16 protein-coding genes, 1 tRNA gene and 1 pseudogene are annotated in these 17675 nt (G+C 70.0%); 10 read left to right on the forward strand and 8 right to left on the reverse strand.

What is annotated here, in order from left to right; genetic code table 11:
• Positions 1-28 precede the first annotated feature (28 nt).
• From JIX56_RS29200 to bcp, 4 genes and pseudogenes are all read right to left on the reverse strand, one after another.
• A tRNA-Leu gene (locus JIX56_RS29200) sits at positions 29-112 on the reverse strand.
• Positions 112-786 (reverse strand): HNH endonuclease, encoded by a 675-nt coding sequence (locus JIX56_RS29205; protein WP_257544956.1) that lies wholly within the window; start codon positions 784-786, stop codon positions 112-114. The genes JIX56_RS29200 and JIX56_RS29205 overlap by 1 nt, the downstream gene beginning before the upstream one ends.
• Positions 783-1196: pseudogene (locus JIX56_RS29210) on the reverse strand (HNH endonuclease); the annotation flags it as partial. The gene JIX56_RS29205 and the pseudogene JIX56_RS29210, both read right to left, overlap by 4 nt.
• 138 nt (positions 1197-1334) lie before the next feature.
• Positions 1335-1802, reverse strand: a complete 468-nt coding sequence (gene bcp, locus JIX56_RS29215) for a thioredoxin-dependent thiol peroxidase (RefSeq protein WP_257544957.1) — start codon at positions 1800-1802, stop codon at positions 1335-1337.
• A 97-nt stretch (positions 1803-1899) separates the two neighbouring features.
• Here bcp and JIX56_RS29220 point away from each other — a divergent pair, with 97 nt between their 5' ends.
• Both JIX56_RS29220 and JIX56_RS29225 read left to right on the forward strand, forming a co-directional pair.
• Positions 1900-2238: a DUF3618 domain-containing protein gene (locus JIX56_RS29220; RefSeq protein WP_257544958.1), complete on the forward strand. Its 339-nt coding sequence runs from the start codon at positions 1900-1902 to the stop codon at positions 2236-2238.
• A 51-nt stretch (positions 2239-2289) separates the two neighbouring features.
• Positions 2290-2631: a GroES family chaperonin gene (locus tag JIX56_RS29225; RefSeq protein WP_257544959.1), complete on the forward strand. Its 342-nt coding sequence runs from the start codon at positions 2290-2292 to the stop codon at positions 2629-2631.
• A gap of 79 nt (positions 2632-2710) precedes the next feature.
• On the opposite strand, the gene JIX56_RS29230 is transcribed toward JIX56_RS29225, so the two are convergent.
• Positions 2711-5116, reverse strand: a complete 2406-nt coding sequence (locus JIX56_RS29230; protein ID WP_443032070.1) for a transglycosylase domain-containing protein — start codon at positions 5114-5116, stop codon at positions 2711-2713.
• A 1310-nt stretch (positions 5117-6426) separates the two neighbouring features.
• Here JIX56_RS29230 and JIX56_RS29235 point away from each other — a divergent pair.
• The 4 genes from JIX56_RS29235 to JIX56_RS29250 all read left to right on the forward strand — a co-directional run bounded on the left by JIX56_RS29235 (position 6427) and on the right by JIX56_RS29250 (position 10140).
• A complete protein-coding gene (locus tag JIX56_RS29235) occupies positions 6427-7227 on the forward strand; it encodes an ABC transporter permease (protein ID WP_257544960.1) in 801 nt (266 codons plus the stop codon).
• Positions 7220-8101: an ABC transporter permease gene (locus JIX56_RS29240; protein ID WP_443031901.1), complete on the forward strand. Its 882-nt coding sequence runs from the start codon at positions 7220-7222 to the stop codon at positions 8099-8101. Before JIX56_RS29235 ends, JIX56_RS29240 begins: the two co-directional genes overlap by 8 nt.
• A gap of 2 nt (positions 8102-8103) precedes the next feature.
• Positions 8104-9144, forward strand: coding sequence for an ABC transporter ATP-binding protein (locus tag JIX56_RS29245; RefSeq protein WP_443031902.1), 1041 nt, complete (start codon positions 8104-8106; stop codon positions 9142-9144).
• 156 nt (positions 9145-9300) lie between these two features.
• A complete protein-coding gene (locus JIX56_RS29250) occupies positions 9301-10140 on the forward strand; it encodes a DUF1707 SHOCT-like domain-containing protein (RefSeq protein WP_257544961.1) in 840 nt (279 codons plus the stop codon).
• An 86-nt stretch (positions 10141-10226) separates the two neighbouring features.
• Here JIX56_RS29250 and JIX56_RS29255 read toward each other — a convergent pair whose 3' ends face one another.
• Positions 10227-11552, reverse strand: a complete 1326-nt coding sequence (locus JIX56_RS29255; protein WP_257544962.1) for an SGNH/GDSL hydrolase family protein — start codon at positions 11550-11552, stop codon at positions 10227-10229.
• Between the two features lie 329 nt (positions 11553-11881).
• On the opposite strand from JIX56_RS29255, the gene JIX56_RS29260 reads away from it, so the two are divergent.
• The 3 genes from JIX56_RS29260 to JIX56_RS29270 all read left to right on the forward strand — a co-directional run bounded on the left by JIX56_RS29260 (position 11882) and on the right by JIX56_RS29270 (position 15464).
• Positions 11882-13216 carry a DUF445 domain-containing protein gene (locus JIX56_RS29260; protein ID WP_257544963.1) on the forward strand — a complete coding sequence of 445 codons (1335 nt, stop codon included), beginning with the start codon at positions 11882-11884 and terminating at the stop codon, positions 13214-13216.
• Positions 13217-13274: 58 nt separating this feature from the next.
• Positions 13275-14738, forward strand: coding sequence for an MFS transporter (locus JIX56_RS29265; RefSeq protein WP_257544964.1), 1464 nt, complete (start codon positions 13275-13277; stop codon positions 14736-14738).
• A gap of 267 nt (positions 14739-15005) precedes the next feature.
• A complete protein-coding gene (locus JIX56_RS29270) occupies positions 15006-15464 on the forward strand; it encodes a hypothetical protein (RefSeq protein ID WP_257544965.1) in 459 nt (152 codons plus the stop codon).
• Positions 15465-15498: 34 nt separating this feature from the next.
• Here JIX56_RS29270 and JIX56_RS29275 read toward each other — a convergent pair whose 3' ends face one another.
• Together JIX56_RS29275 and JIX56_RS29280 are read right to left on the reverse strand one after the other, a co-directional pair.
• Complete coding sequence (locus tag JIX56_RS29275; protein ID WP_257544966.1) at positions 15499-16002, reverse strand: levansucrase; 504 nt, start codon at positions 16000-16002, stop codon at positions 15499-15501.
• 37 nt (positions 16003-16039) lie between these two features.
• Positions 16040-16501: a protease gene (locus JIX56_RS29280; protein ID WP_257544967.1), complete on the reverse strand. Its 462-nt coding sequence runs from the start codon at positions 16499-16501 to the stop codon at positions 16040-16042.
• A gap of 154 nt (positions 16502-16655) precedes the next feature.
• Here JIX56_RS29280 and JIX56_RS29285 point away from each other — a divergent pair, with 154 nt between their 5' ends.
• On the forward strand, positions 16656-17606 hold the full coding sequence (locus JIX56_RS29285) for a GlxA family transcriptional regulator (protein ID WP_257544968.1): 951 nt from the start codon (positions 16656-16658) through the stop codon (positions 17604-17606).
• Positions 17607-17675: the final 69 nt, after the last annotated feature.

Here is a 17675-nt window from a genome sequence, read left to right on the forward strand (position 1 = left end):
CGAATCTTCGATTCGCAGGCCGTCTGTGTGCGGCGGAAGGGATTCGAACCCTCAAGCCCTATCACGGGCCACAGATCCTAAGTCTGCTGCGTCGCCGTTGCGCCACCGCCGCTAGCCGCCTGTCATCGTACCGGGAGTTGTGTGCTGCCTTCTGCCTCCCCTGCACCAGGTGTCGGTGACCGCGTGGCAGTTGGGGCACAGCAGCCGCAGATTCTCGCGCCGGTCGTCGCTCCAGTCGCCGTTGATGTGATCGACCTCCAGCGTCATGGGCTTGCCGAGCCACTCGGGTCCGATTCCGCAACGGGCGCACTCCTCGGGCACGTCGACTTCGAGAAGTGCACGGCGTAAGCGCGTAGTCGCCGTCCGGTGGGTGCCGCTGTGCTGCACGAGCACTTCCTCGGCGCGCCTGGCGTTCGCGGCCGGTTTGCCCCGCCGATGGGCCTGCCCGAGAAAGTGCGAGGTAGAGATCTTGTGCTCGGCGATCCATGTACGTAGTTGGGTGCGTTGCGAACCGTTGCCCGGACGGCCCAGGCGGCGCAGTACTTCTGCGAGAGAGGACGAATCGGCAACTGCCGCCCGCAGTTCGCTCTCCGTGGGGCGAGGGCGCCTGCCGCAGGGGCGGAAATGCGAGATGTCGATGTCGAAGTGAGCGAACCGTCTCGCGAGGTAGCCGCGGAGATGCCCGTACGGTTGGGTGCCGAAGAACGCGATCACCTCGTCGATGTCGCCGCACCTCTCGGCGGCCTCGGACAACCGCTCCCGTGTGTACTGCGTGCCGCTGGTCATGAGGCTCGACCCCTGGTGTGTCGTTTGCCGCGTCCCCGGTAACTGTCGGTCGTTGAGTGGCAGTTGGGGCACAGCAGTCTCACGTTCTCGATCCGGTTGTTGCGCCAGTCGCCGTCGATGTGGTCGACCTCAAGAGGGAGCGGTTTTCCGAGCCACACCGGCTCGATTCCGCACAGAGCGCAGCGCTCCTCCAGGCCCTGCTCACGCATCGCCCGCTTGAGGCGGCTGCTCGGTACACGCCTGACATGTGCCGAGGTGTTTTCGACGAGGATCTCTTCGGCCGTACGGCGGCGTTGGTTGTACCGTTGCCGCTCCGTTCGCACCACCGGCGTGAAGTGCGAGGTGTCCAGGCCGTACGCCTTGATGCGCCGGGAGATGTTCGTGTGGTGGCCGCCGACCGGGTCGAGCCCTCGGTTCCCCTCCGTCCCGGCCACCTGTTCGTGACCTCGTACGGAGTAACGAACCGTTTATCGGACGGTCACGTCCGGGATGTGGAACGGCCCGTACCGGATCGTTCCGGTACGGGCCGTTGGGGGCTACCGCGGAGCTCAGATGCCCAGGTCCTTGATGATCTTCGCCACGTGGCCCGTCGCCCGGACGTTGTACAGCGCCCGTTCGACCTTGCCCTCCTCGTCCACGACGATCGTGGAGCGGATGACGCCCATGTAGGTCTTGCCGTAGTTCTTCTTCTCGCCGAAGGCGCCGTACGCGTCGAGGGCGGTCTTGTCGGGGTCGCCGAGAAGGGTGACCTTCAACGACTCCTTCTCGCGGAACTTGGCGAGTTTCTCGGGCTTGTCGGGGGAGATGCCGAGGACGTCGTACCCGGCGTCCGCGAGGAGCTCCAGGTTGTCGGTGAAGTCGCAGGCCTGCTTGGTGCAGCCGGGGGTCAGGGCGGCCGGGTAGAAGTAGACGATGACCTTGCGGCCCTTGTGGTCGGACAGGGACACCTCGTTGCCGTCGGCGTCCGGGAGGGTGAAGGCGGGGGCCACGTCCCCGGGCTGGAGTCGCTCGCTCATCGTTCCAGCGTAATGGCGGGCCCTGGCGGTACGGCGCCGGGTGGAGCTGACAGACTGTCCGCAAACAAGAGATTTCACCGACAACGGAGGCAGCGCGGTGGCGGAGACCTCGGACACCAGAAGCCCGGCCGAGATCGAGGCGGACATCAAGCGCCGCCGCGACACCCTCGCCGAAACCCTCGACGAGATCGGCGTCCGCGTCCACCCGAAGACCATCGTGGGCGACGCCAGGGCCAAGGTGGTCTCCAACATCGACCACACCCTCGGCAAGGCCTACGTCTCGGTCAATCGTGTGGTCAGTGACGTCAGGGGCCAGTTCGTCGACGAGGACGGGGCGCCCAGGGTCGAGCGCATCGTGCCCGTCGCTCTCGTGGTCGTGGGTGTCGTGGGCGTCGTGGGGTTCCTCGCCCTCGGGACCCGGCGTCGTAGGGCCTGACGGAGACAGGTCCTGACGGAGACAGGTAGGGAAGGCAGGTAGGTTCGGGGCGTGAGCGAGAAGACCCAGCACGACAAGTTGCCCATCCGGATGCTGCACGACCGTGTGCTCGTGCGGCAGGACACCGCCGAGGGCGAGCGGCGGTCCGGCGGCGGCATCCTGATCCCCGCGACGGCGGCCGTCGGTCGGCGTCTCGCCTGGGCCGAGGTCGTCGCGGTCGGCCAGAACGTCCGGACCGTCGAGGTCGGCGACCGCGTCCTCTACGACCCCGAGGACCGCGCCGAGGTCGAGGTCCGTGGTGTCGCGTACGTCCTGATGCGCGAGCGCGACCTGCACGCCGTGGCCGCGGACCGCTTCGAGGGGGCGGAGGACTCCACGGGCCTGTATCTCTGATTTCAGACATAGAAGGGGCTGGTGACAATCGTCACCAGCCCCTTCTGTCGTTCGATCAAGCCGTCAAGCCGTCAAGGCGCTATGGGAACGTCCCCTCCGTCGTCCCGCCCCCTGTCGGCGCTCCGCCGTCCGTCGTTCCGCCGTCGGTGGTGGTGCCTCCGCCGCCGTCCGTCGTTCCGCCGTCGGTGGTGGTGCCTCCGCCGCCGTCCGTCGTGCCTCCGTCGGTGGTGGTGCCTCCGCCCGTCGACGTCGTACCGCCGTCCGTCGTTGTGCCTCCGGTCGTCGTGGTGCCACCGTCCGTGGTGGGGGTGCCGCCGGTGGTCGTGCCGCCGTCGGTGCCGTCGTCCGGCCGGCCGGTCTCCTCCTCGCCCGTGGCGCCGCCGTCCTGCTCCTCGCCGGTGGCGCCGGGCTCGTCGGCGGGGGTGCTGGGCGGGGTGATGACGACGTCGGCGCCGATCTGGAGGTCGAGGTCGAAGTCCTTGACCTTCTTGCCCTTCAGGGCGGCCTTGGTGAACTGCGCCCAGATCTCCGTGGGCGCCCCACCACCGTTGATACGGGGCAGACCCATCGCGCCGTACAGCGACTTGTGGGCGCCCGTCTTGGGGTCCTGGGCCATGACGGAGACGACGGTGGCGAGGTCGGGGGTGTAGCCCGCGAACCAGGCGGCCTGGTCCTCCTCGGCGGTACCGGTCTTGCCGGCGACCGGGTGGCCGGAGGCCTGCGCGGCGGTGGCGGTGCCGCTCTCGACGACGCTCTGCAGGACGGCGGTCGTGGTGTCGGCGGCCTTGCGGCTGACGGCCTGCGTGGACTCCGTGGAGGGCAGCTTGACCGCCTCGCCGTCCTTGGAGATCTTCTCGACCATCGTGTACGTGCCGTGCTTGCCGTGGTTGGCGAGCGTGGCGTACGCCTCGGTCATGTCGAGGACGCTCGCGGTGGCGGTGCCCAGCGCGATGGACGGGTACGGGTTCATGTCCGGGGTGTCCTTGGGGAGCCCGAGGTCGATCGCGGTCTTCTCGACCTTCTCGGGGCCGACGTCCACGGCCATCTGCGCGTACACCGAGTTCACGGAGCTCTGGGTGGCCTGGCGGACGGTGATGTTGCCGTAGTTGACGTAGTCCTCGTTCTCGGGGGCGTACGTCTCGCCGGGCCAGCCCACCACGGGGCGCTTGTTGGTGCCGTCGTAGACGGTGTTCGGGGTGATCGCCTGGCCGCTCTGGTTGTTGGAGGCGTTCTCCACGGCGGAGGTGAACACGAACGGCTTGAAGGTGGAGCCGACCTGGAAGTCGCGGCGGGTCGCGTTGTTCACGTACTGCTTGGTGTAGTCGATGCCGCCGTACATCGCGATGACCTTGCCGGTCTTCGGGTCGATGGAGACACCGCCGGCGCGGACGTAGTTGTCGACCTTGCGGTTCTTCTTGTCGAGTTCGTCCATCAGCTGGTCGTCGACGGCCTTGATGAAGGCGTTCTGCATCTTGGGCTGGATGGTGGTGGTGATGCGGTAGCCACCGCCGTTCTCCAGCGCCTCCTCATCGATGATCTTGTTGTTGATGAGGTACGACTTGACGGCCTCGACGAGGTAGCCGCGCTGGCCGGAGAAGGCGCTGGACGTGGTGGCCTGCTTCGGCATCGGGAACTTCATGCCGGTGCGCTCGGACTCCTTGAGCCAGCCCTCCTTGACCATGCCGTCGAGGACGTAGTTCCAGCGGGCGACGGCCGCGTCCTTGTTCTCGGGGTGGGCGACGACGTCGTACATGCTGGGCGCGTTGACGAGCGCGGCGAGGTAGGCGCCCTGCTCGGCGGTGAGTTCGTCGGCGTCGACGCCGTAGTAGGCCTGGGCGGCGGCCTGGATGCCGTAGGCGTTGCGGCCGAAGAAGCTGGTGTTGAGGTAGCCCTCCAGGATCTCGTCCTTGGTCACCTCGCGGTCCAGCTTGATCGCGATGAAGAACTCCTTCACCTTGCGGGTGACGGTCTGGTCCTGGGCCAGGTAGTAGTTCTTCACATACTGCTGGGTGATCGTCGAGCCGGACTGCTTGCCCTTGCCGGTGGCCGTGTTCCAGGCCGCGCGGATCATGGCCTTGGCGTCGATGGCCGGCTCGGAGTAGAAGTCGCGGTCCTCGGCGGCCAGTACGGCGTGCTGGGCGTCCTTGGAGACCTTCGACAGCGGGACGTTCTCGCGGTTGACCTCGCCGTCGCGGGCGATCTGGGTGCCGTCCGCGTACAGGAAGACGTTGCTCTGCTTGGTCGCGGCGTCCTGCGGCTTGGGGATGTGGACCATGTTGTAGCCGAGGACGAAGGCGCCGATGATCAGCATGAGCCCGACGACGAAGGCGCTGAGCACGAAGCGCCAGGTGGGGATCAGCCGCCTGAACCCGGTGCGCTTGGGCCGCTTGGGCTTCTTCGCCTTGCCGCCCGTGCCGGCGGGGTCGGGCGTGATGTCGGGTACGGCGGCGGGTGCGGTGGCCTTCCCGGCGGGGATGACGCCCAGGGCCTGGGTGGGTGTGTCCGGCGCCGGCCGGGCCGGCGTGATGCCCAGGGTGGTGGTGGGGGTGTCGTCACCGGCCGCGCCGGATGCCGCGGCGGGCGTCCGGGGGGCCTTGCCGTCATGGGCCCCGGCGGGCCGGCCGTCACGTCCGCCGGGGGGCCTGGCGTCACGGGTCGCGGCGGGGGTGCCCTCACGTCCGGGGACGGGCCTGGTGTCACGGGGGCCGGCGGGGTTGCCGCCAAGTGCGCCGGCGGCCCTGGCGGCCCTCGCGGCCCTGGCAGCCCTGGCGTCCGGGACCCCGGCGGGGTTGCCGTCGCGTCCGGCGACGGGCCTGGCGTCACGGGATCCGCCGGAGGCACCGTCACGCGCGCCGGCAGGCTTGGCGTCACGCGCGTCGGCAGGCTTGGCGTCGTGGGCGTCGGCGGACCGGCCGTCGCCGGCCCCGCCTGGCTTGCCGTCAGAGGTCGGTGTCGGCTTGGCCTCAGACCTCGGGGCGGATCCCGCGCCGGGCGTCCCTCCGGGGGTCGAGCCGGGCTTCCCGCCCGACGCCGCACCGGACTGCCTGCCGGGCACAGCACCGGACTGGCCACCGGCCACCGCACCGGACGGCCCGCCAGGCACCGTGCTGGGCTTACCGCCAGGCGCTGCGCCGGGCTTCCCGCCTGGCATCGCGCCGGGCGTGGGGTCGGGCCTTCCGCCGGGCGTCGTACTGGGCTTCCTGCCGGATGCCGCTTCGGGCTTCCCGCCGGATGTCGCGTCGGGCTTGCCGCCGGGCGTGGGGTCGGGCCTTCCGCCGGGCGTGGTACCGGGCTTCCCGCCGGGCGTCGTGCTGGGCTTCCTGCCGGATGCCGCTTCGGGCTTCCCGCCGGATGCCGCGTCGGGCCCCCCACCGGGCACCGCGCCCGCCGTACCGTCGGTCTTTCCCTTGGCGGCGTTGTCGGCGGACTCGGGAGTCGCGCCCGGAGCGCGGGGCTCCGGTTCTCTTGGTGCCCAGCCCGGGCCGTTCCGCTGCGGCTCGTCGCTCATCGTGCTGCCGTGCTCCTGTTTTCGCGTCGTACGTTCATTTCCGTACGGCCTCGTACGCTTTGCGCCCGCTCCGGGCCGGTTCTGCGCCCCTGAGTAAAGACTCTCGCACCGTTCGATCCGTTCCCGGATCCCGGCACGTGCCCCGTACGCCCCGCGAGCGCCACCGTCCGCCCCGTAAAACGTGTGGCAGCCCACTCCGGCCGCTGACTAGGCTTCTCCGCTTCGGCCCGAATCGGTCTCGGCCTCGGCATTGCGCCTAACTCTTCGCAGCGGATGGGGGTTTCCTCGTGGGCACAGGGCGGTTGTACGCCGCCGTCGCCGCCGGTGGTTTCAGGCGGTACGCGACATATCGGGTGGCCACCGCGGCGGGGGTGTTCACCAACACCGTCTTCGGCTTCATCCTCGCATACACCTACCTGGCCCTCTGGCACGAGAAGCCCCACCTCGGCGGCTACGACCAGGCGCAGGCACTCACCTATGTATGGGTCGGCCAGGCGATGTTCGCGGTGATGGTGCTGGGAAGCGTGGGATTCGAGGAGGAGTTGATCGAGCGCATCCGCACGGGCGACATCGCCGTCGACCTGTACCGGCCCGTCGACCTCCAGCTGTGGTGGCTCGCCGCGGACATGGGCCGGGCCCTGTTCCAACTGCTCGGACGGGGTGTCGTCCCCATGGTGTGCGGCGCGCTCTTCTTCGACCTGGCCTTACCCTCCGGCCCACTGCCCTGGCTCGCCTGCCTCGTGGCGGTCGCCCTCGGGGCCCTCGTCAGCTTCGCGATCCGGTACATCGTCGCCCTGTGGGCGTTCTGGCTCCTCGACGGCGCCGGAGCGATGCAGATCACCTGGCTGACCGGAGTCTTCTTCTCCGGGATGCTCCTCCCGCTCAACGTCTTCCCGGGCGCGCTCGGCGACCTCGCCCGCATCCTGCCCTGGTCCGCGCTGCTCCAGGCACCGGCGGACGTCCTGCTGGGCGAGGCCGACCCGCTGGGCACGTACGCCTTCCAGCTCGCCTGGGCGGCGGTGCTGCTGGCGGTCGGGCGGCTGATCCAGTCGGCGGCGACACGGAAGGTGGTGGTCCAGGGTGGCTGACCTCGACGACCGCACAGTCGTTCGAATCGAGGAGGAGAACCCGTTCGGCGAGTACGGCGTGTACAGCCGCGTACGGGACGGTCTGCGCGCCTACCGCATGATCGCCGCCATGTGGATCCGCTCCACGATGGCCTACCGCGCCTCCTTCGCCATGACGACCTTCGGGAACTTCGCGGCGACCTCCTTCGACTTCGTCGCGATCCTGCTGATGTTCTCCCAGGTCGACGAGTTGGGCGGCTTCGCCCTGCCCGAGATCGCCCTGCTGTACGGCACCTCCGCCGTCTCCTTCGGTCTCGCGGACCTGATGATCGGCTCCATGGACCGGCTCGGGCGCCGCGTGCGCGACGGCACGCTGGACACCCTCCTCGTGCGCCCCGTGCCGGTGCTCGCCCAGGTCGCCGCCGACAAGTTCGCGCTGCGCCGCCTCGGCCGGATCACCCAGGGGCTGTTCGTCCTCGGCTACGCCCTCACCACGCTCGACATCGCCTGGACACCGGCCAAGGTGCTGATGATCCCGCTGATGGTGTGCAGCGGCGGCCTGATCTTCGCGGCGGTGTTCGTCGGCGGCGCGGCCTTCCAGTTCGTCGCGCAGGACGCCTCCGAGGTGCAGAACGCCTTCACGTACGGCGGAGCGACCCTCCTGCAGTACCCGCCGGCCCTCTTCGCCAAGGACCTGCTGCGCGGCGTGACCTTCGTCCTGCCGCTCGCCTTCGTCAACTGGGTGCCCGGGCTGTACGTCCTGGGCCGCCCCTACCCGCTGGACCTGCCGACCTGGCTGGCCTTCGCACCACCGCTGGTCGGTGTGGCCTGCTGCGCGCTGGCGGGGGTCGCGTGGCGGGCGGGACTGCGTTCGTATCGGAGTACAGGGAGCTGACCGTGGCAGACGTGGCAGACGTGGCAGACGTGGCAGACGTGGCAGACGTGGCAGACAGTGCGTTCATCGAACTCGACCGGGTCGAGAAGGTCTTCGACGTCCGGAGGAAGACCGGGTTCCTGCGCCGGGAGCGGCGCGAGGTGCGGGCCGTCGACTCGCTCTCCTTCACCGTGGCGCGCGGCGAGATGGTCGGCTACATCGGGCCGAACGGCGCCGGAAAGTCCACCACCATCAAGATGCTGACGGGGATTCTGACGCCGAGCGGGGGTCGGCTCCGGGTCGCGGGCATCGATCCGTCCCGCGAGCGGACGCGGCTCGCCCGTCGTATCGGCGTGGTGTTCGGGCAGCGTACGACCTTGTGGTGGGACCTCCCCCTGATCGACTCCTACCGGCTGATGCACCGCATGTACCGCATCCCCGACGCCCGTTACCGCGAGAACCTCGACCGCTGCGTCGAACTCCTCGAACTGGGCGCCCTGCTGGACGTACCCGTACGGCAGCTCTCGCTCGGCCAGCGCATGCGCGGGGACATCGCGGCGGCCCTGCTGCACGACCCCGAGGTGCTGTATCTGGACGAGCCGACGATCGGGCTCGACGTCATCAGCAAGGCCAAGGTCCGTGAGTTCCTGAAGGAGCTCAACACCGAGCAGGGCACGACCGTGCTCCTGACCACGCACGACCTCCAGGACATCGAACAGCTGTGCCGCCGGGTGATGGTCATCGACCACGGACGCCTGATGTACGACGGTCCGCTGACCGGGCTGCACGAGGTGGGCGAGAGCGAGCGCACCCTCGTCGTCGACCTGGAGCGCGAGCTGCCGCCGATCGAGGCGGCGCCCGCCCGGGTCGTACGGGTCGAGGGGCCCCGGCAGTGGCTCGCGTTCCCCGCGTCGGAGTCGGCTGCTCCGCTGGTGGCGCGGATCGCGTCGGAGTATCCGCTGATGGACCTGTCGGTGCGGGAGCCGGACATCGAGGCCGTGATCGCCCAGATGTACGCGCAGCAGGCCGAGCGCGTGGGGGAGACGGGGCAGGCCGTGCCATAGCCCCGGGGGAGAGGGGCGAGGCTGTGTCGTAGCCCGGGGCGACGAGTGGGGCCGTGTCGTAGCCCGGGGCGACGAGTGGGGCCGTCTCGTAGCCCGGGGCGACGAGTGGGGCCGTCTCGTAGCCCGGTGTGGGGAGTTCCTCGTACGCTGATTCGTATGACGGACGACCTGCCGGATCTTCCGGCCGCCATGGACCTCCGCGCTTCCGACGCCGATCGTGAACGAGTTTCCGAGCAGCTGCGGGACGCCCTCGCGGAGGGGCGGCTCGACATGGAGGAGTTCGAGGAGAGGCTGGACGCGACATACAAGGCGCGGACGTACGGCGAGCTGGCGCCGATCACCCGTGATCTGCCCGGCGCGGGGACCGTGGCACCGCCGGCCGTCGTGCCGCCGTCGTCCATCTCGCTCGTCAAGGGGCCTGCGGAGGGCGCGAGTTGGCCCGAGCGGATCGTGGGCGGTGAGGGCTCGTCCACGTGGGGCGTGGCGGTCATGTCCGGGTTCGAGCGCAAGGGGCGGTGGACCGTGCCCAAGCGGTTCGACTGCTTCGCGTTCATGGGCGGCGGGGAGCTGGATCTGCGGGACGCGTACTTCGCGGAGCGCGAGGTCACCATCAACTGCGTGGCGATCATGGGCGGCATCAGTGTGGTCGTGCCGCCGGGGGTCGAGGTCGTGGTCCGGGGGATCGGGATCATGGGCGGGTTCGATCACAGCGCGGACTATGAGCCGGGGGAGCCCGGTGCACCCCGCGTGGTCGTCACCGGGTTCGCGTTCATGGGCGGGGTCGAGGTCGAACGGAAGGTGCCGAAGGCCGAGCGGCAGCGGGAGAAGGAGGCGCGGCGCAGGGAACGGCTGGAACGCCGTCAGGCGCGACGCGAACTCCACGCCTCTCGCCGTGACCACATGCACGACCTGCACGACGCGCATCGCGACGCGATGGAACAGGCGCGGGACGCGATGAGGTCGGAGCGGGAACGGCGTAGGCGGGGGGAGCGTTAGGCCGTTCGCCGACTGCGGGTGTGCGGGGGCTGCTCGCGCCCACGCGGCGGAGCCGCACATGTCAGAGCCCCGCGCCCCTTACGGGGCTACAGCTCTGCTGGAGCCGCGCCCTTCAGTTTCTCCAGGTCGAAGACCTCCGCCATGCGCTCGTAGCCCTTGTCGCTCGGGTGGAGGTGGTCCCCCGAGTCGTAGTCCGCCCGGAGCCGACGCGGGTCGTAGGGGTCGCGCAGGGCCTGGTCGAAGTCGACGTACGTGTCGAAGACTTCGCCGGAGCGGATGCGGTCGTTGATGGCCCGGCGGACGGATTCCCGCTGGTCGGAGTAGCCGCGGTGGCCGTGGAAGGGCATGAGGGTGGTGCCGACGACGCGGAGGCCTCGGGCGTGGGCCCGGTCGACGAGTTGGCGGAGGCCGGCGGTGATGGCGTCGGGGTCGGCCCGGCCGGGGTTCCTGAGGATGTCGTTGACGCCGAGGTCGATGACGACGGCCTTGACACCCGTACGGCCGAGGACGTCGCGTTGGAAGCGGTTGAGGCCGCTGGGGTTCTCGGCGGGGCGGCCGTTGCCGTCGGTGAGGACGCGGTTGCCGCTGATGCCCTCGTTGACGACGCTGTAGCGGGGCGTGTCCGAGGAGCCGGCGGCGGCGCGGAGGCGGCCCGCGAGGACGTCCGTCCAGCGCCGGTTCTCGCCGACGGTGGAGGTGACGCCATCGGTGAGGGAGTCGCCGAGGACGACGACCGTGCCCTCGGACTCTTTGCTCAGCACGTCCAGGGCGGTGACGTACCGCCAGTGCAGGGACTGGGTGGTGTACGGCTCCCCGGTGACGTCCGCCGCCCGGTCGCCCTCGGCGGTGTACGAGATCTGCCGGGCGTGCGCGTGGTAGGTCGCGGGGCCGGACGGGGTGGGGGAGTAGGTGGTGATCAGTACGTCGCTGTCGTACGGGATCGCCACCCGTACGACGTCGCTCACCACCTGCTGACCCGCCGCGATGACGACCGTCGGGTTGCCGGCGAAGGTGAGGCGGCGCATGGTGTCGGCCGCGGCGGCCGCGGTGTTCGTGGTGGCGGCGACCGCGAGGGAGGCGTGGGTGATGGTCAGCGGCTGCTGGCCGTAGAGGTTGGAGAGCGTGACGCGGGCACTCGTACCGGCGGCCGTCGTGTGCACCACGTTGCGGACCGAGCGGCCGGCGAAGCCGTTCGTCTCGGTGCCCGGCTCCGACCCGCTCGGCGAGGTCGCCCAGGCGCCGACCCAGACGCCGGTGGAGGCGGGGGCGGCGCTGTTGTGGGGTGCGCGGGCGAAGGTCTCCTGGCGCCGGCTGCCGTCGTCGATGCCGACGCCGATGTATATCGCGGCCGAGATCGCCACGACCAGGGCGGCCATGGCCGCCAGAAGTGCATAACCGTGTTGCCTGGTCATGCGGTGTGTTACTCCTCGGGCTGTGGAGCCCCGAGGCTCCGATGTGATCACCCCATGATGCGGCATGGGACGGGGGCGGCTGGGGAGAACCCCCATCGGTTCCCCCGCCCGGACAGACGCGGGGAACTCCTGTTCCGTTCCAGGAGTAGGTCTGAGTAGACCTATGGAGTACGTCACCAAGCATTCGAAGAGCCGAAGATTTTCGAAGAACTGACGATCCGAAGAACTGACGAGCCGAAGAGCCGAAGAGCCGACGAACGGACGAGCCGACGAGCTGAAGCGCCGAAGAACGGGACAATGTGTACGGGGGACAGGAACGGGTGGAGTGAATGGACCGTACGAAAGCGGAAGAGGTGGCGGAAGCGGCAGTGGCCGCCGAGCCGCGCGTGTCGCACCGCACCATGACCACCTTCAGCGCCGCCGACGAGGAGAAGCAGCGGGGCGTGCGGCAGATGAAGCTCATCGCGGCCGGCATGCTGCTGTTCGTGGCGGTGGTGTACGTGCTGGCCAAGTGGGCCTCGCACGAGGGCGCCGGTGCCTGGGCGGACTATGTCGCGGCGGCGGCCGAGGCGGGCATGGTGGGTGCGCTGGCGGACTGGTTCGCCGTGACCGCCCTGTTCCGGCATCCGCTCGGGCTGCCCATCCCGCACACCGCGATCATCCCTACGAAGAAGGACCAACTGGGCGTCACTCTCGGTGAGTTCGTGGGCGAGAACTTCCTCTCCCAGGACGTCGTACGGCAGCGGCTGCGCGCCGTCGGTATCGGCAGCCGGCTCGGCGCGTGGCTCGCCGAGCCGCAGAACGCCGACCGGGTGACGGCGGAGCTGGCGACCGCGCTGAGGGGCGCGCTGACGGTCCTGCGCGACTCGGACGTGCAGGCCGTGGTCGGGGAGGCGATCACCCGGCGGGCGGGTGCCCAGGAAGTCGCGCCCGGCCTCGGCAAGCTGCTGGAGCGGATCGTCGCCGACGGCGGCCACAAGCGGGCCGTCGACCTGATCTGCGCCCGCGCCCAGCACTGGCTGATCCTCAACGAGACGCAGGTCATGGACGCGATCGAGGGCGGCGCCCCCGGCTGGACCCCACGCTTCGTCGACCGGAGGATCGGCGAGCGGGTCTACAAGGAACTGCTCCGCTTCGTCACCGAGATGAGCGACTCGCCCGCCCACCCGGCCCGGGGCGCCCTCGACCGCTTCCTCACCGACTTCGCCACCGACCTCCAGTCCGACACGGACACGCGTACGCGGGTGGAGCGGCTGAAGGGCGAGGTGCTCGGCCGGGGCGAGGTCCAGGACCTCATCGCCTCCGCCTGGACGGCCGTACGGTCGATGATCGTGGCCGCCGCCGAGGACGAGCGCAGCGAGCTGCGGCTGCGTGTGCGGACCTCCCTGCTGTCGCTGGGCACCCGGATGGCGACCGAGCCGATGGCGCAGGCCAAGGTCGACAAGTGGCTGGAGGGCGCGGCCGTGCACGTCGTGACCACCTACCGCAAGGAGATCACCTCCCTCATCACCGAGACCGTCGCCGGCTGGGACGCCGAGCACACCACGCGGAAGATCGAGGCCAATATCGGTCGCGACCTGCAGTTCATCCGGATCAACGGCACGGTGGTGGGTTCGCTGGCCGGCCTGCTGATCTACACGGTGTCGCGGGCGCTGGGGGCGTAGGCCCTGCCCGCGCGGGCACTCGGCCCGGGTTCGCTCGATGTGGAGGGAGCCCGAGACCATGTCCGTCACAGTCCCGAAGTCAGCGGGTGTGATCACCACCGCCGTACCGTCGCGCCTGGACCGTCTGCCCTGGTCGCGCTGGCACTGGACGGTGGTGATCGGCCTCGGCACCGTGTGGATCCTCGACGGTCTGGAAGTGACCGTCGTCGGTAACATCGCGGGACGGCTCTCCGAGGACGGCAGCGGTCTGCCGATCACCTCCGCGCAGGTCACGGGAATCGCGGCCGCGTTATACGTGGCCGGCGCCTGTTCGGGCGCCCTCTTCTTCGGCCATATGACCGACCGGTTCGGCCGCAAGAAGCTGTTCATGGTGACGCTGGCGGTCTATCTGGCGGCGACCGCGCTGACGGCCGTCTCTTTCTCCTCCTGGTGGTTCTTCCTCTTCCGCTTCCTCACCGGTTTCGGTATCGGCGGTGAGTACGCGGCCATCAACTCCGCGATCGACGAGCTGATCCCGTCCAAGTACCGGGGCCGCGTCGACATCGTCATCAACGGCAGCTTCTGGCTCGGCGCGATCGGCGGTTCGCTGCTGTCGATCGTCGCCCTGAACACGGACCTCTTCGCGGCGAACGTCGGCTGGCGGCTGACCTTCGCCCTCGGTGTGGTGCTGGGCCTGGTGATCCTGCTGGTCCGCCGGAACGTCCCCGAGAGCCCCCGCTGGCTGCTGATCCACGGCAAGGAACAGGAGGCCGAACGGCTGGTGAGGGACGTGGAGGAACAGGTCGAGACGGAACAGGGCCGCCCGCTGCCCGCGGCCGGCCAGGAGATGACCATCCACCAGCGCGGGAGCGTCGGCTTCGGCACGATCGCCCGTACGGTCTTCTCCCGCTACCGCCGCCGCGCGGTCCTCGGCTTCTCCCTCTTCATCGGCCAGGCGTTCCTCTACAACGCGATCACCTTCGGCTTCGGCGCGATCCTGACCACGTTCTACGACGTCCCGACCTCCGACACCGGCTACTACTTCGCCGTCATCGCCGCCGGCAACTTCCTCGGCCCGCTGCTGCTGGGCAAGCTGTTCGACACGGTCGGCCGCAAGATCATGATCTCGTCGACGTATCTGCTGTCGGGTGTGCTGCTCTTCGGCACGGCCTGGCTGTTCGACCGGGGGTCGCTCGACGCGGTGACCCTGACGGTCTGCTGGTGCGTGGTGCTGTTCTTCGCCTCGGCCGGCGCGAGCAGCGCCTACCTGACCGTCTCCGAGGTCTTCCCCATGGAGACCCGGGCCATGGCCATCGCCTTCTTCTACGCCCTCGGCACCGCGGCCGGCGGCATCAGCGGCCCGCTGATCTTCGCCCAGTTGACCGAGTCCGGCGTCGTCGCCGACACCGTCCTCGCCTTCCAGATCGGCGCGGGCCTCATGTGCGCTGCGGGACTCGTGGCGGCGTTCCTCGCGGTACGCGCGGAGCGGCGCTCCCTGGAGGACATCGCCCAGCCGCTGTCGGCGACGGCCGCCGCCAACTAGGGCGCTGACGGCTGTGGCCAACCAGGGCAGCTGACGGCCGCCGCAGGAGAGGGCCGCCGGATGATGACCGCAGGCCAGGGCCGCCGGACGATGACTGCAGGCCAGGGCCGCCGGACGATGACTGCAGGCCAGGGCCGCCGGACGATGACCGCGGGCCAGGGCCGCCGTCATCGTCGCTACTCAGGTACCGCTGAGTACCTTCGGGGTGCGGCCGACTGAGTATCCGTACTCTGTCGGCCCGCCGCCCGCCCCGGAACCCTCGTACGCATGACCGAGAAGCTGCTCCGCCCCCTGCGCACGCGCCCCTGGCCGGAACGCTGGCTGACCCGCCTGCTCGGCGCCGCTCTCGCCGCGGCCGCGTACCGTCTCTGTCTTCCGTGGGATCTGCGTAACCGGCCCGAACTGGAGGGTTCCCTCACGGAGACGACCCCCGTGACCGCCCTGGGGGTCGTCGTCCTCGCCCTCGTCCTGCTGCTCCTCGCGGCGTACTTCGGCCGTCGGGACGCCCTGGCCTGGCCGTTGCTCCTGGTGGCCGTACCGCCGTCCGCCCTGATGTACGTGTCCTTCCACGGCCACCCCGAGCCTCCCGACGCCGCCGTCTGGCCCCTCGCCTGGGCCTTCTTCACGCTCGTCCTCGGCGCGTGGGTGCTGATCGCGTCGTCGGTGGCGCGGCGGTTCCGGGTGGAGGCGGTGGACGAGGAGTGGCTGCTCAGGGCCCAGCGGTGAGCCGTCGCAGAGGGCGGGCGGTGTCACCGCCGCGTCACTGGCCGTCGAAGTAGAGCCTGCTCTTCTTGATGAGGTGCGACGCGTAGCCGCTGCCGATGAAACCCCTGCGCCGGAACGTGCCCACATACTGGCGCGCGCTGTCGACCACGACGGGCCGGGCCATGATGGCCCACTCGTTGCGCGCCTGTGCCTCCGCCCACTGCACGGCGGCCGGGTCCACCCGGTCGCTGACCAGCACCGGGAACACGCCGATCCCGGTCTGCAGACCGGCCGGCAGCCCGCCTTTGGTGCGCTTGGCGTACTCCATCGCCTGGAAGGTGAAGGTGCCGATGGTCGGCATGGTGATCTCCGGGACGGCGGCCGCCACCGTGAACAGATGGAGCTTCGTCCCCATCCAGCGGAGCCGGAAGTCGGAGCGCCGCCCCACGAGCACGGGCACCCCACCCCAGTCCTCCCACCAGGTCTGGCATTCGTCGGCGGCGAGACGGGCGGCTACGGAGGCGAGGTAGGTCTGAGAGGGGGACTGCTGTGGATGCATGGCCGGATCATGCACCCACCCGAGCGTGGCTGGGAAGTCATGCCCCCGTGGTCGAACCGGGCCGGACGATCATCAGGATCGTGACCGTCGCCCACAGCAGGTTGAACACGCCGGTGAACATGGCCAGTTGGGCGGTGACTTTCGGGCCGACAGCGGAACCCCCGATCCCCTCCAGGATCTCCTCCTGCCGGGGCAGCACGAGGGCCAGCAGGACCATGGCCGCGAGGGCGGTCAGCACCATCGACACGATCAGCCAGGCGTCCTTCAGCACCCCCATGCTCATCGCCGTGGCGAACCCGAGCACGGGCACGGCGATGCCCACACCGCCGTACACGCGGCAGATCCGGTGCAGCAGTCGCAGCGCCGACACCGCCCGCTCGCTCCCGGGTTCGGCCAGCGCCTTGCACGCGCTCGGCGGGAACATGCTGGCCGCGACGGTGATGGGCCCGACGGCGATGATCGCGGCGAGGACATGGAGGGAGAGCAGGAACTTGGTCACGCTGGGACGGTAGGACGCGGAACGATCTCGTAGAAGTGGCGGGATTGCCAGGACCCAACGGATTCTCGCCAGCGCCGCGACAGCAGAGCAGCGGGAGAGCAGGGGGAGTCCGGCCCTGCTTGGCGGGAACCCGGTGCGGGCCTACGCTCCCGCCATGCACACCGTGGCCGTACTGGCGCTGGACCAGGTCATCCCGTTCGATCTCTCCGCCCCCATCGACACCTTCGGCTGGGCGCGGCTGCCGGACGGGCGGGAGGCGTACCGGGTGCGGGTCTGCTCGCCGGCGGGGGACGGGGAGGTCAAGGCGGGGCCGTTCAGCGTGCGGGCGCCGTACGGGCTCGACGCGCTGGCCGAGGCCGACACGATCATCCTGCCGGGGACCGAGGACCCGACGGTGCCGCTGCCGCCGGGCGTCACGGAGGCACTGCACGCGGCGGCGGCGAGCGGGACGCGGATCGCCTCGATCTGCGTCGGCGCGTTCATCTTCGCGGCGACGGGCCTGCTGGACGGGCTGCGCGCCACGACCCACTGGTTCGCGGCCCCCGACCTGGCGGCCCGCCACCCGGAGGTGACCGTCGACCCGAACGTCCTCTACGTCGACAACGGCCAGTTCCTGACCTCGGCGGGCGCGGCCGCGGCCATGGACATGTGCCTGCACATGATCCGCAAGGACCACGGCTCGGCGGTCGCCGCGTTCACCGCCCGCATGTGCGTCATGCCCCTGGAACGCGAGGGCGGCCAGGCCCAGTTCATCGTCCAGGACCAGCCCCCGGCCCCCGCCGGCGCCACCATGGAACCCCTCCTGCGCTGGATGGAGGAGAACGTGGAGAAGGACCTGACCCTGGACGACATCGCCCTCCACGCCGGCACCAGCACCCGCACCCTGAACCGCCGCTTCCGCGAACAGACGGGCACGACACCCTTGCAGTGGCTGCACCGGGCGAGGGTCCGCCGAGCCCAGTACCTCCTGGAGTCCACCGACCACACGGTCGAACGCATCGCGACCCAGTCGGGCTTCGGCTCCCCGACGGCGTTCCGGGACCGCTTCAGGAGGGTGGTGGGCACGAGCCCGTACGCGTACCGGCGGGCTTTCAGGGGGGAGTAAATGCAGGCAAGTCAGGGGCGCGGGGCTGTGACATTGTGCGGCTCCGCCGCGTGGGCGCGAGCAACCACA

This window comes from Streptomyces sp. CA-210063 (assembly GCF_024612015.1).
GTDB lineage: Bacteria > Actinomycetota > Actinomycetes > Streptomycetales > Streptomycetaceae > Streptomyces.

Bases quoted from the DNA above. Each gene is read 5' to 3' on its own strand.
- JIX56_RS29255 (WP_257544962.1), bottom strand. From the start codon at position 11,552: ATGACCAGGCAACACGGTTATGCACTTCTGGCGGCCATGGCCGCCCTG.
- JIX56_RS29270 (WP_257544965.1), top strand. From the start codon at position 15,006: ATGACCGAGAAGCTGCTCCGCCCCCTGCGCACGCGCCCCTGGCCGGAA.
- JIX56_RS29205 (WP_257544956.1), bottom strand. From the start codon at position 786: ATGACCAGCGGCACGCAGTACACACGGGAGCGGTTGTCCGAGGCCGCC.
- JIX56_RS29285 (WP_257544968.1), top strand. From the start codon at position 16,656: ATGCACACCGTGGCCGTACTGGCGCTGGACCAGGTCATCCCGTTCGAT.
- JIX56_RS29265 (WP_257544964.1), top strand. From the start codon at position 13,275: ATGTCCGTCACAGTCCCGAAGTCAGCGGGTGTGATCACCACCGCCGTA.
- JIX56_RS29275 (WP_257544966.1), bottom strand. From the start codon at position 16,002: ATGCATCCACAGCAGTCCCCCTCTCAGACCTACCTCGCCTCCGTAGCC.
- JIX56_RS29250 (WP_257544961.1), top strand. From the start codon at position 9,301: ATGACGGACGACCTGCCGGATCTTCCGGCCGCCATGGACCTCCGCGCT.
- JIX56_RS29260 (WP_257544963.1), top strand. From the start codon at position 11,882: ATGGACCGTACGAAAGCGGAAGAGGTGGCGGAAGCGGCAGTGGCCGCC.
- bcp (WP_257544957.1), bottom strand. From the start codon at position 1,802: ATGAGCGAGCGACTCCAGCCCGGGGACGTGGCCCCCGCCTTCACCCTC.